10 protein-coding genes are annotated in these 12459 nt (G+C 55.5%); 4 read left to right on the forward strand and 6 right to left on the reverse strand.

Annotated elements, in window-relative coordinates:
* The first annotated feature begins 35 nt into the window (after nt 1-35).
* On the forward strand, nt 36-215 hold the full coding sequence (locus QZ383_RS04500; RefSeq protein WP_291443400.1) for a hypothetical protein: 180 nt from the start codon (nt 36-38) through the stop codon (nt 213-215).
* A gap of 48 nt (nt 216-263) precedes the next feature.
* On the opposite strand, the gene QZ383_RS04505 is transcribed toward QZ383_RS04500, so the two are convergent.
* Entirely contained in the window at nt 264-1514 is a 1251-nt protein-coding gene (locus QZ383_RS04505) for an HD domain-containing phosphohydrolase (RefSeq protein WP_291443402.1), read from the reverse strand.
* Nucleotides 1515-1971: 457 nt separating this feature from the next.
* Here QZ383_RS04505 and QZ383_RS04510 point away from each other — a divergent pair, with 457 nt between their 5' ends.
* Nucleotides 1972-2436: a VOC family protein gene (locus QZ383_RS04510; protein ID WP_291443403.1), complete on the forward strand. Its 465-nt coding sequence runs from the start codon at nt 1972-1974 to the stop codon at nt 2434-2436.
* A gap of 94 nt (nt 2437-2530) precedes the next feature.
* On the opposite strand, the gene QZ383_RS04515 is transcribed toward QZ383_RS04510, so the two are convergent.
* Entirely contained in the window at nt 2531-4843 is a 2313-nt protein-coding gene (locus tag QZ383_RS04515; protein ID WP_291443405.1) for a methyl-accepting chemotaxis protein, read from the reverse strand.
* Between the two features lie 287 nt (nt 4844-5130).
* Between QZ383_RS04515 and QZ383_RS04520 the strand changes: the two genes are divergently transcribed.
* Both QZ383_RS04520 and QZ383_RS04525 read left to right on the forward strand, forming a co-directional pair.
* The gene (locus QZ383_RS04520) at nt 5131-6786 is read left to right on the forward strand and encodes a DUF6056 family protein (RefSeq protein ID WP_291443407.1); all 1656 of its coding nucleotides are present in this window, start codon (nt 5131-5133) and stop codon (nt 6784-6786) included.
* 35 nt (nt 6787-6821) lie between these two features.
* The gene (locus QZ383_RS04525; RefSeq protein WP_291443409.1) at nt 6822-7775 is read left to right on the forward strand and encodes a glycosyltransferase family 2 protein; all 954 of its coding nucleotides are present in this window, start codon (nt 6822-6824) and stop codon (nt 7773-7775) included.
* Nucleotides 7776-7828: 53 nt separating this feature from the next.
* Here the strand turns inward: QZ383_RS04525 and QZ383_RS04530 are convergent, their stop codons facing one another.
* The 4 genes from QZ383_RS04530 to anfK form a co-directional block, all read right to left on the reverse strand.
* Nucleotides 7829-9403, reverse strand: coding sequence for a sigma 54-interacting transcriptional regulator (locus tag QZ383_RS04530; RefSeq protein ID WP_291443411.1), 1575 nt, complete (start codon nt 9401-9403; stop codon nt 7829-7831).
* 106 nt (nt 9404-9509) lie between these two features.
* Entirely contained in the window at nt 9510-9977 is a 468-nt protein-coding gene (locus QZ383_RS04535) for a pyridoxamine 5'-phosphate oxidase family protein (RefSeq protein ID WP_291443413.1), read from the reverse strand.
* Between the two features lie 311 nt (nt 9978-10288).
* A complete protein-coding gene (locus tag QZ383_RS04540) occupies nt 10289-10879 on the reverse strand; it encodes a gamma-glutamylcyclotransferase family protein (protein ID WP_291443415.1) in 591 nt (196 codons plus the stop codon).
* Nucleotides 10880-11046: 167 nt separating this feature from the next.
* Nucleotides 11047-12435 (reverse strand): Fe-only nitrogenase subunit beta, encoded by a 1389-nt coding sequence (gene anfK / locus QZ383_RS04545; protein WP_291443417.1) that lies wholly within the window; start codon nt 12433-12435, stop codon nt 11047-11049.
* Nucleotides 12436-12459 lie beyond the last annotated feature (24 nt).

Consider the following 12459-nt stretch of genomic DNA (forward strand, 5'->3'; position numbering starts at 1 on the left):
CACGGAACCATCTTTTTATGCGAATCCGCCTGAGGATGGCTCCCATCGATGTTGCGACTGGTCAGTGGGATGCTTTTTCACCCAAGCCGATTCAGGATACATCTGCCAGTGCGCGCTACACACGCGCAGCTTCAGACCAGCAACAAGTGGCTGTCCTTAAAGCCCGGGCATATGCGGAACTGGCTCAAGATATTGCAAAAAAATATGCTGAATAGCCTGAAAACAACGCAGAACGCGCAGTCGCAGTGTACTGGCAATGCCAGCTAACTGGCCGCCTCTGGTCTGTATTGTTTTTTGATGTTCTGCTGACACTGCAACACAATGGTGTTTATTTCGTCTTTGTGCCCTTCTATGACATCAAACATTTGATCAGAAATCTTTGCAGAGATGCTTTTTCTGATTATCTCAAAGGCCGTATCAATAGGCAGACTCTTGCGATATGGGCGGTCTTCCATCAAGGCCGCAATCACATCTGAAAACGCCAGTATTTTTGAGCCTACGTCCAGATCTTCTTCGTGCAGGCAATAAGGATACCCGGTGCCATCCTTCTTCTCGTGATGATTCTTGGCCCAGAGCACAATTTCATAAAACCACTCGGAGATGCTGAGGCTGCTCAGTATCTGCCCCGTATAATAGGTATGCAACTTGACCTGATCGAATTCATCATCAGTGAGTGGCCCTCCCTTTTCAATAAGGCCGGGGTCGATCCCAATTTTACCTATATCATGCAGATAGCCGCTGATCTTCAGCTTCAGACAGCGCTCCCTGGAAAAGTCAAATATTTTACCCAGTTCACAAGCGAGATTGGCTACCGTGTAGGAATGTGAGGCAGTAAAATGGCTTCGGAAGTCAATAATGCGTGAAATGGTCAAGGCAAAATCGAGAACATTCTCAAGTGTAAGGTCAAAATTCATCGACGAATCGACCAGCCTGAAAAGCTGATCAAGCTCGAGATTGTTGATTTCAATCCAGAAGATATCCGGAGCTGATGCCTGCGCAAAGGCAGCGAAGACATCAGGATGAAACGTGGTGGAAACGTTGGCCCTGATGTTTTCTATAACTGAAGCTTTTTGCTTGAGCACAAAGACGTCAGGGTTGATCAGCACGTCAACCCGGTCCGCAAGGTGAAGGATGTGGCTGTCCAGCAGAACCTCGCCTTCTTCCATATTCAGCGATGCATCATAGTGGATATGGTGGTGCCTGATAATCCTGGCAACGTCCTTGAACGGGCCGAATGACGACAGCATTCTGTATCCCATTTCACAGTGCGGCCTGGGATTATGCACATCAGCCTGAATGAGCGCATCGCGCTCCTGAACAGACAAGGCTCCAACATCATGAACCGCAGCTGCAATGATCAGCCTGAAGAGCTGATCACAGTCAAGATTCATTTTTTTGCCAATATGGTAGGCAATGATGGCTGTGCGCCTATGGTGTGACTTTAAAAGGTAATTGCAGTTATCGATGGATTTGATGATAGGGACAGCCAATTCTTTCAGAGAGATAGCTTCCATGTCAGGCACCCTTGCGCTAGAGTAAAGCAAAGATAGCTTTTTTTACTAAACCATGCAGGCTATAGCAAGAGTTTTGACATTAAATGCAAAAACAATTCAATCATTACAATGTATCAACAAATAATATTTATAGAATATTCATACTGCACAAACAGGAAACGCTCTTGGCAACACAAAAAACATACACTTCATAATATCAATGACACGGCATTTACAGATACTGACAATCAATAGCCATGTGCCAGACCGCAACAGCATGCCTTTTACATCTCCGGGTTTCTGAAGCCTCAAATCTGAAAAATCTGAAGTGTCAGCAGTATGGCATTGATAGTGCCGAACGCATGGCATACATACCAGATACCCCCCAAGAACCCACGGGCCGCTGCCTAGCGCCGCAGCTAGCGCCTACATGCAGTTTTGGCCTTTCCATTCCTCATATCCCGCACCAGGAGACGCCATGTTCCGCTATGTGCACACAAACATCATTGCAAAGGATGCCGCCAGACTCATTGCCTTTTACAAGCAGACGCTGCATTGCACGAGCATAGGGCAAACGCGTGATCTGCGAGGGCCGTGGCTTGACCGGCTCACCGGTTTGCCCAAGGCCCACATTACTGGCGAGCATCTGCTGCTGCCTGGCTACGACGACAGCCATCCAACGCTTGAAATTTTTTCTTACGACACACTGCGCGACGCTCTGCCACCGGAGGTCAATCGCCCCGGCTTTGCGCACCTTGCTTTTGAAGTGGACGACGTGGAAACAACCCTCGCGGAGATCATTGCCGCTGGCGGTGGGCAAATTGGCGAGATTGTCACAGCAGCCTACCCCAACGACATGGAAGCGGTTTTTGTGTACGCGCGCGACCCTGAAGGCAACATTATTGAACTGCAAAGCTGGCGCAAGATGCAGACAAATTCATAATCAGCTTTTCCACTGCTCGCCCAGACAGACAAAAGCCCCTGCTGCCCGGTTATTTCGGGCAGCAGGGGCTTTTGCAAAAACACGATAGCAGGTGCTAACTGGAGCGCAAGGCCGCTATAAGCTGTTCAAGCTTTTGGGTCTGAGCCACAAGGGCTTCGACCGCCTCGGTTGACTGAGCCATGGCATCATCCGTTTCAGTTGCGATAACGCTGATGGAACTGACGGCACGGTTTATCTCTTCAGATGTGGCGGACTGCTGCTCGGCGGCAGTGGCAATGGAACGCACCTGATCCCCCGCAGATTCAACCATTTTCACAATTTCAGCCAAAGCCTCGCCAGAGCGCTGGGCCAGCCCTGTGGCCTGGGTTACGCGCTCCACGGCGGCATCCATCTGTGCGGCAGCGGTGTTGGTGCCGCTTTGTATGCCGCCAATGGCCGTGCGCACCTCGGTGGTGGCGTGAGCGGTTTTTTCCGCCAGCTTGCGCACTTCGTCCGCCACCACGGCAAAACCGCGCCCGGCTTCGCCTGCGCGCGCGGCCTCAATGGCTGCATTGAGCGCCAGAAGGTTGGTCTGATCGGCGATATCTGAAATAACGCCCATGATGGCTCCGATGCCTTGCGCCTGCTCGCCCAGGCTGCGCATGCTGTCGGTCATCTGCCCTGCTTCATTGCGGATGCTCTGCACAGCGGCGCTGACTTCCTCCACCAGCCGGGCGCCATCCTGCGCCTTCAGCTTGGCCTTTTCGGCATTTTCCGATGTGGCAGAGGCGCTTCTGGCTACCTCAATAATTGTGGCGTTCATCTCCTCCACGGCATTGGCGGTGTCGCTCACGCGGCCACTCTGCTCGCGCGCGCCCTCGCTCGAATGCGCGATCTGCTGCGAAAGCTGTTGCGAGGCCGTGGCGATGGTTTCCGCCACTTGCGAAACCTCAACGGCAGTCTGGGCAATGGCCGCGTTCTGCGCTTCAATGCGCGTTTTCTGACCGTAAATTTCCGTCAGATCCGTCCAGAATGTAATGGAACCCAGCATGCGGCCATCCAGATCATAAAATGGCGTTGTCTGCACGGAAACACGCAACTGCTTTCCAGACTGCGCCGTATAGTCAAACTCACGGTTCAGCGCCTTGCGTTCCTTGATGGCCCGGTCAGACAGAGTCTCATGGTTGGCATCCCCCCTTGAGAAAAGTCCCGAGCGCTGCCCCAGATATGTATCCTTGGGATCAGACTTGCCCAGCAAACTGCACACCTGCTCATTCAGCCAGGTCACCTTGAAATCGCTGTCCACGATGTAGCATGGCGTGGGAATGCCGTTGAGCACGCCCTGTGCAAAACCAAGGCGTTTTTTCAGCTCGTCCACCATTGTGCAGAGGTGCCCGGCAAAGCGTTTCATCTCTGCACGGTATTTGCCTGCGAGCACGGCCTTGAAATCACCCTGCGCCACGGCTTCTGTAAAATCTGTAAGCTGTTGGAGGGGAGCGAACACAAGCTTGCGGTTCACAATGCGTATCACCAACGTCAGCAGAAGAACCGCGCCCACGCCCACCATGTACAGCACTGACCGTTGCTCCGCCGCTGGCGCCGTAAGCTCGGAATCATAGGCGCTCATGCACACAAGCCATCCTGTAGCCGAAACTTTGGCCACAGACATGAATTTGTCCTCGCCTTTCCATTCATAGCTGAAGGTTCCGCTGCCCTTTGCGAGAGCGTCCTGAATGAATTTTTCCTTGGAATAATCCTGAAGCAGGAGCTTTTTGTCCATGCTGTGGGAAATGAAACGACCGCTCTGGTCGATGGTAAAGCCGTACCCGCGCCGCCCCAACCGGATGGGGTCAATGGTTTTTTCCGTAAAGTCCGTCCAGCGGGGGCACACAGCCACAGCGCCGAGCAACGCGCCGTCCTTGCCGCGCACAGCTTTGGCCGCCACGTAGATCAGCACATCGCCCGAGGTGGCTTTCATGACGCTTTCGCTCAGGGCTACATCCTTGCCGCTGAATATCTGGCGGGCATAATCCCGATCAGCCCTGTTGCCCCCGGTCAAGTCGCCCATATCGGAATTGACCCCGGCAACGATACGCCCCTTGAGGTCAAAAAGCAGAAAAGACCAGTATCCTGGCAAGGATTTGACATAGTTTGTCAATAATTCCTGCGCTTCCTGGGGCTGACCGGCAAAGGCCTTCAGCACAGGTTCCTGTCGAGAAAGGATGGTGGCCACATCCACAGACTGCTGGATGTATATTTCAGCAGAACGCGCCACAGTTTTGCTGGCTTCGTTCAGGGCCTCGGTCTGCACTCCGGCAACCATGTGGTAGGACGAGGTGGACACGTAGATGACAAGCACGGTAATCACGGCAACAACCGCTGCCGTTACGGACAATGTGCAGATAGTATTGATGCTGATCTGGCGCATGGTAAACTCCGAAATACAGAGGTGGCCGGGGTTCGCTACAGGAGGGGGCAGGGCTGTACGCTGACAGACATTTTCACATTAATTTCTATCAGTATTGCTTCTTAACGACAATACCTGTTAAAACATTAGAACAACTACATACTCCCCGATATCCGCAAAACAGCCCCTTGAAGCTGCACACAAACACATTGACACCGAAAGATATTTACTAATAGATACCTGCTACAGAAACGCATCTCGGGCTTTCAGCCCTTTTCCCTGACAGCGTGGGCCAGGACTTTTACGCAATGCAACACACTGAATTAAATTCTGCGGCACAGACGGTTCAAAAATCCACTCAATTACGTCGCAATCGCCTTATTTTCACAGGCCTGCTCATTATAGCCATCATGTCATGGTTCTGCGCCATGACACCGTGGGTCAGCGATGATTATGCCTTTTCGAGCATTTATCCTGGCTGCACTGGCCTGTGGGACATGCAGGTGCTCGAATACCACGAATGGAGTGGAAAATTTATCGGGCATTTCATGTCCCGCGTGCTGTTGCGCGGGCCAGTATGGCTGCACCCCCTGCTCACTCCGGCCATGTTTCTTCTGCTTGTTGTCAGCGGCTCGCTGCTGGCTGTGGGCGCACAGTGGCGTGAACGCCTGAGCGCCTGGCACCTCGCTGTCATGGCCGGGTTGGTATGGATTGCTCTGCCCGCATTTGGGACTGTTTTTTTCTGGCGCACCGGCACGGGTGATTACGGCTACAGCCTCGTGTGGGGCGTTCTTTTTTTGGTGCCGTACCGCATCTGGGCTGACAAAGCGGACTTCCGCATGCCGGGTGGCCTGCTTTATGCGCTTGTGGGTGTTCTTGCAGGCTGGAGCAACGAAAATGTCGGCATGCTGGTTCTGCTGGCAGCTCTGGGCGTGACGTTGTTTCGCTGGCGCACATCCCGCAGCATGCCTGCGTGGGCATTATCGGGCATTGCGGGGGCAGCCTTTGGCTGGGGCATGATGATGGCCGCGCCGGGCAATGCCGTGCGCCTGGCCGCTGTCGGCGGCGCGGAAAAAATCCCGCTGCTGTCCGTGCCTGCCCTTTTGCGCTTTATGGAATTCTGGGGCACGCAACAAATCGAGATGCTGCCATATTTTCTTGCAGCTCTGGCCCTTGCATGGCTATTGCGCCGCCGGGGGCTTTTAAAGCCTGCCGCGTGGATACCCGCAGTGATTTTCTTTCTCATGGCCCAGGCCAGCCTTGCAGCCTTTATTGCCAGCCCCTCAACGCCCTACAGGGCCATGAGCGCGACTTTCTTTTTCGCCGCGCTCTGCCCCTTTTCCCTGCTTGCAGCCCTGAACCCCTCAAGCATCAAGGCCAAGGCTCTTTTTGTCATATTCTGCGCCCTGCTGCTCTCAAGCGTGCTGATAGAAGCCCGCGTTTTCCTTATGGCGCAGCCGGTCATTGCCACGCATAACAATAGTACCTTGCGCAGCCTGGACTACCCGGAAACAGACAAGTATTTCTTCCCCGGCTACGATATCCGCGAAATAAGCCTTTTCTCAACAGATTGGCGTGGTTTCGTGCCGTGGAACGAGGCGCACACGTTACGCGTCTTTGAAGCGCCGGATGCCCGAGCGCTCGTGGCATGCAACATTGCGTTTTTCGACAACCTGCCTCAAGGCAAAATTCACGTGTCGGCGAGGGTGCGCACCTCCACCACAGCAAGCCTGTTGCAACAGGCGGCAAGGGCCTTGTTTGAAAGCCCTGACGAGGGAATTGTTTCAGCCAGAACGGCAGCTTTGCGGTATTTCCCTGCCGCCGCCACGGTTACGGACGATGGCAAGGCCGCGGTGTTTATTCCCGGCATCAAATCTGTGGACGACATCGCCTATATCGCTGTAGAACAGCCTGGCGCGCCCCTTGTATGGCGCAGAGCAAGTGCGCCTCATTCGCAAAACTGATCGCACGCAACGACTCCCGCATGGAGGAATAAGCCTTGTCCCGCACCGCCCCATTGTTGGCACTGGTTGTACCCTGCTATAATGAAGAGGAAACCCTGCCCCGCACCCTTGATGCCCTGGCCGGTCTGTTGGCCGACCTCAAAAAACAGGGCCGTGTGCATGCTGAAAGTTTTGCCCTCTACGTGAACGATGGCAGCCGTGACCGTACATGGGAACTGCTTGAAGAACGCCACGCGATCGACCCCTTTTGCCGGGGTGCAAGCTTTGCCGCCAATGCAGGCCACCAGAACGCCGTATGGGCGGGCATGGTCACGGCGCGCGACATGGGCGTGGACTGCATCATCAGCCTCGATGCCGACTTGCAGGACGACATTGCCGCCATCCCCGAAATGATCGACCGCTACATGGAAGGCAACGATATCGTCTACGGCGTGCGCAATGACCGCAGCACGGATACGCCTTTCAAACGGCGCACTGCACACATGTTTTACAGATTCATGCGCTGGCTCAAGGTGCCGTTGATCCCCGACCATGCCGACTACCGCCTTGTGGCTCGCCCCGTGCTTGAAGCGCTGGACGAAATCCACGAGCATTCACTCTTTCTGCGCGGCATTTTTCCGGCTCTCGGCTTTAAAAGCGCTCAGGTCTTCTACGTGCGCCAGTGCCGCATGGCCGGAGAAAGTAAGTATCCTTTCTGGAAGATGGTGTCTTTTGCCTGGAAGGGCATTACGGCATGCAGCGTGGCGCCTCTGCGCATTGCGGGCCTAATGAGCATGCTCTGCATGCTGGCGGCGCTGGCCTTCAGCGGCGTTTCCCTGCTCAAATACGCCATGGGCGAGACTATTCAGGGCTGGACATCACTGATTATTGTGGTCTTGCTGCTGGGTTCTGTGCAGCTTTTCTGCCTGGCGCTGGTTGGTGAATACCTTGCAAAAATCTTTACCGAAGTGCGCCACAGACCCCGCTACATCATCGCCAAAAAGCTGTAGGCGAAGCGGTAAGGGAATACGTGGCCCCCTGCCAAGAGCTTTGAGAAAGCTACCTAGCCTTCACCGCGAAACTGCCTGTACGTCAGGTTGAATTTCTTCATGCGCAGGCCCATGCTGCGACGCGTCAGGCCGAGGTTTTCCGCGGCTTTGCTGGTGTTGCCGCGACAGCGGCGCAGGGTCTCCACCAGCATATCGTATTCAATGGAGGCCAGCCGGGCCTCCAGACCACTCGGCTGCGCTGTTTGCGGGGTTTCTGTCTGTTGCAGGGCCAGCGGCAGATCATAGACGTGCAGCAAACTGCCCTCGGCCAGAATCACCGCCCGGTGGATGACGTTTTCTAGCTCGCGCACGTTGCCCGGCCAGGTGTGCCGCATGAGCAGATTCAGGGCTGCGGGTGAAATGCCCGTCAGATTTTTTTCCGTTTCACTGGCATAGTGGGCCGCAAAGTGTTCTGCCAGCGCCACAACGTCATCGCCACGCTCGCGCAGTGGCGGAATCATGATGGGGAACACGTTGAGCCTGTAGAACAGGTCTTCCCTGAACGTGCCCGCCGCCACCATTTCGGCAAGGTCCCTGTTGGTGGCCGCAACTATACGGATATTTACGGCAATACTGCGGTTGCCGCCCACGCGCTCAAAGCAGCGCTCCTGCAACAGGCGCAACAGCTTGGCCTGCACGCCCAGGGGCAGCTCGCCCACCTCGTCCAGAAAGATAGTGCCGCCATCGGCCTCTTCAAAACGCCCCTTGCGAAAAACCGCGCCGGTGAACGACCCTTTTTCGTGACCAAACAGTTCGCTTTCCACAATGCTTTCTGGCAGGGCCGCGCAGTTGCACTTGACGAAGGGCCCGCCCGGCGCAAGCCCGCCGTAGTGCAGCGCATTGGCGACCATTTCCTTGCCCACGCCGCTTTCGCCGAGCAACAGCACCGTGGTGCGCGTTGCGGAAACCTTGCGGATAAGCTCGTACACATCCTGCATGGGGCGCGAAATGCCAATCATATTTGATGGATGAAACCGTTCTTTCAGATCGCTGAGCAGCAGGCGGGTGCGTTTTTCCCACTCGACCTTGTCGATATTTTCAACAAGATACAGCTCCACCGCATGGGCCAGCATCTGGGCCATGACGCTGAGCACATTCACATGCTGCTGAAGGGCTGATTCCGTGCGGTAGAGGCGGCTGGCGCTGATGGCGCCCAGCACCTTGCGCCCATGCCGGATGGGTACGCAGATGAAGGACATGTCCTTGTCGCGCTCAAGGGCAAGGCTGCCCGTGCGGTTCAAAAAAGCAGGTTCGCTGCCTATTTTGCGCACGATGATAGGCTCGGCGCTTTCCACCACCTTGCCGGTTATGCCCTCGCCCACGTGGTACACGCCCCTGTCCTGTTCCGAGGGGGTCATGCCCATGCTGCGATAAACGAACACGTGGCCGGATTCACGGTGCAGCAGGCTTATCATGCCCCGCGCCATGCCCATCTCGCGGCGCATGTAGTCCAGCAGGCTGTCCAACGCGGCCACGATATCGCTTTGTTCAGAAAGCAATCTGCCCATGTGGAGCAAGAGCGCAATAATCCTGCCACGGCAGGGTTCGGTCTCGCATTCGTGCAACAGGTCTACGGCTGGGGAATTCATGGTGAACCAGACCATTGTTCAAAGTCTGCACCGGCTGCGCCGGCAGGGACAGCCCGGCTACGCGCCGGGCAAAAATCCCTGATTCCAATCTACCCCACGCGCCGGATCACGCATAGTATTTCCCGGTGATTTCATGAATGGTGATTTCAACCACCGCCGTCACCTTGAGCATGTTTTCAGGATAGGCCGTGCCCACATGCTGGGGAGTGTGCTTGGCAACAACGGCATCGAGGGCGGCGATCTTTACATCGCGGTCTTCGACCACGGTGGCATTGCCCGTAATAATCACGCTCTGGTAGGCGGTGTTGGTGTCGCAGGGAGTGTCGGCCTGAATAAACGAATGCTGGCCTTCAACTTCAAAACAGACCCTGGAATCGGCACGCAGATTTTTCAGCTTCTGCCCTGCCGCCAGACCATGAAAGTAAATGCGCCCGTTCATGCGCACAAAGTGCACAGGAGTAACGTAAGGGAAACCATTTTCTCCCAGCGTGGCAAGGTGCCCGACCTGAACAGCATCAAGCAGGGAATCCATCTGTTCAGTGGTCAGCGGGTGTTCTTTCATACGTAGCTGCATGGTTCCTCCATGGTAAACGGATACAGAGAGCTCGGTGCGAACGCAAATTCCTGCATGCCCGCAGTCTTTATCGACAAAATATCTGACTGTAAAAACCGGGCATTCCGGAAAGCACTTTTTTGCGGATATGCTCCCAGAAAAATCCTTTTACGTCAGGTCATAGTTATTTCAAAGTAAAATTACCATGCAATCTTCTTATATCCCTTAGCGTATTTTTATCTTTCTGACACGCTTGCGGCATAACACAGGCATAATGCCTTGCGGCATACCCGGTGTGAGGGCGCGCCGGATAGAAACCGGACCACCCGGCCCTATCCGGCGCACTCTGCGCAGGTAGACTCACGCAGCACGCCCCTGAGTAGGGCATCCCGCCTGGGCACAGGATACCGCGCTGGGGCGCTCAGCAACTTTTCAAGATAATTCACATATGCGCCAGGCAGGCCGTTGGCCCGTGCGCCAGCAAGAATATGGGCCAGATACTCGCTGCTTGGTGCTACGGCCTGCCCCAGCACATCTTTTTTGTACAACACTGCCGTATGCTCACGGCCTGTCGCATCCACCACCAGCACAGGATAATGAAAGTACGCCCCGCCGCCGTCCAGCCGCACGCTGCACCACAAATCAAGGCTTGCGGCATCGCTGAACGACAGCTCGTACAGCACGCCCCACACTGCCTGCTCCTTGTCTGGCCCCGGCGTCTGCACCACGGTTTCCTGCCCTCCGTCCCACACACGGTTGCGCCCATAAAAAGCCAGCCTGTATCCCGGCAGACAGGCCGCGCACACCACGCGGGCGGCAGAGCAGCGCTCAGCCATTTGCTGCGGGTTCATGTTGGAGCCGTAGGCAAAATAGTACTGCCTGTCCTTACGCCCGTACTGCTCAAAGCCCGTGGTGATATCCATGACGCATGCCTTTTGTAAACAAGCGGAGGCTCGTTCCCTCCATTTACAGCACAGGCGGCCTGCTGCGGATTTTTGTTCCCGACAAGGAAGGCACATTTTCACGGGTGCTGAAAAGCCCGCCTGACGCCGCCAGCAACGACTTGCCAGATATTCTGGCGCGCAGCCCTCTACCAGACGTTAAGAATCCATTCCTTGTTCTTCTTGTATTCCATGTCGGTAAACAGGGTATTTGCCATGTTTTCGGCCAGCCACATGGCCCCAGCGTACCCCATGACCGGGTACCTATACAGACCCGCGCGGTCGTAGGTGGGAAAGCCCACGCGCAGCATGGGAATATTGTTGTCCATGGCTGCCCAACGGCCCTTGGAGTGGCCGAGGATCAGATCCAGCTCAAGTTCCTTGCGCTTCAGGCGGCCATCCAGATCCCACAAGTCGGCGTTGGTGACCACTTCCATCTTCCAGTTGACCTTTTCCACCATTTCCTTGAGGCGCGGATCGTCGGCGTAACGCGGATTGTCGTCGCCCAGCAGCAGGAGCTGAGGCTTCATTTCAAGGTCAATGCAGAACTGCGCCAGACCGATGACCAGATCGGGATTGCCGTAGATAGCCACCTTCTTATCCGCCAGAAACATGTGGGCCACATCGGTAATGGCGTCCAGGGCAATGCCGCGCTCGTGCACCAGCTCCTTGGTGAGGGGCTTGCCCGTGAGCTGCGAAACCTGCTTGAGGAAAATATCCGTATTGCGGATGCCGATAGGCGAAGGGCCGATGACCGTGGGGATATCAAATTCCTTGTGCAGATATTCCGCTGCCTTGCCGCCTTCGTACCTGTTGAGGGCAATGGTGCCCAGGGAATTGGCGGTGTCCTTGAGGTCGGCGATGGTGGTGCTGCCGTGCGACTTGCCCGAGCCATCCGGCAACAGCGGCGAATCAAAGCTCTCAATTTCAAACAGCACGTTGGCGTCCACGTCCATGAGTTTGAGCAGGTGCTTGAGTTCCTTGACGTCGCCGGGGTTTACCCATCCGGTGACAAGATTGAGCTTGCCGTTGGGTTCGCCCTTTTCCGCAAAGTGGGTGATGATGTCGCGCACGGCCACATCATAGCCGCTGATCATGCTGCCCACAAAGCTGGGCGTGTGGATGGCGATAAGGTGCACCTCGCGGCCCGCGTACTTTTCCTTGAGCAGGCCGTTGTTGAGCTTGGTCACAACGCCATCGATGTCGTCGCCGATGACCTCTGTGGAGCAGGTGGAAATGATGGGTACCACCTTCACTTCGGGGTAGCGCATCAGCAGCACGTCCACGGCTTCTTCCACGCGGTTGGTTGCGCCGAATACCGCGCCGTCTTCGTGCACCGAGGACGAAGCGATTTCAAAATTATCCTTGAAGTGCTGCGAAAACAGCAGGCGCACAAACATAACGCAGCCCTGGCCGCCATGAACAATGGCGATGCAGTCCTTGATGCCAATGCTCGCGTACTGCGCGCCGCAGGGCTGACAGGTGAATATGGGATTGATGACCCCTGCCCTTTCCTTTTCCATAATTTCGCAAGACATGGCAGTTCCTTATGTGAGGCCGGG

Origin of the sequence: Desulfovibrio sp., assembly GCF_019422935.1 — a bacterium.
Classification (GTDB): domain Bacteria; phylum Desulfobacterota; class Desulfovibrionia; order Desulfovibrionales; family Desulfovibrionaceae; genus Desulfovibrio.

What these genes read in the sequence shown, in the direction of transcription:
- QZ383_RS04500 (WP_291443400.1), top strand. Translation starts at nt 36, where the DNA reads ATGGCTCCCATCGATGTTGCGACTGGTCAGTGGGATGCTTTTTCACCC.
- QZ383_RS04505 (WP_291443402.1), bottom strand. Translation starts at nt 1,514, where the DNA reads ATGGAAGCTATCTCTCTGAAAGAATTGGCTGTCCCTATCATCAAATCC.
- QZ383_RS04510 (WP_291443403.1), top strand. Translation starts at nt 1,972, where the DNA reads ATGTTCCGCTATGTGCACACAAACATCATTGCAAAGGATGCCGCCAGA.
- QZ383_RS04515 (WP_291443405.1), bottom strand. Translation starts at nt 4,843, where the DNA reads ATGCGCCAGATCAGCATCAATACTATCTGCACATTGTCCGTAACGGCA.
- QZ383_RS04520 (WP_291443407.1), top strand. Translation starts at nt 5,131, where the DNA reads ATGCAACACACTGAATTAAATTCTGCGGCACAGACGGTTCAAAAATCC.
- QZ383_RS04530 (WP_291443411.1), bottom strand. Translation starts at nt 9,403, where the DNA reads ATGAATTCCCCAGCCGTAGACCTGTTGCACGAATGCGAGACCGAACCC.
- QZ383_RS04535 (WP_291443413.1), bottom strand. Translation starts at nt 9,977, where the DNA reads ATGCAGCTACGTATGAAAGAACACCCGCTGACCACTGAACAGATGGAT.
- QZ383_RS04540 (WP_291443415.1), bottom strand. Translation starts at nt 10,879, where the DNA reads ATGGATATCACCACGGGCTTTGAGCAGTACGGGCGTAAGGACAGGCAG.
- anfK (WP_291443417.1), bottom strand. Translation starts at nt 12,435, where the DNA reads ATGTCTTGCGAAATTATGGAAAAGGAAAGGGCAGGGGTCATCAATCCC.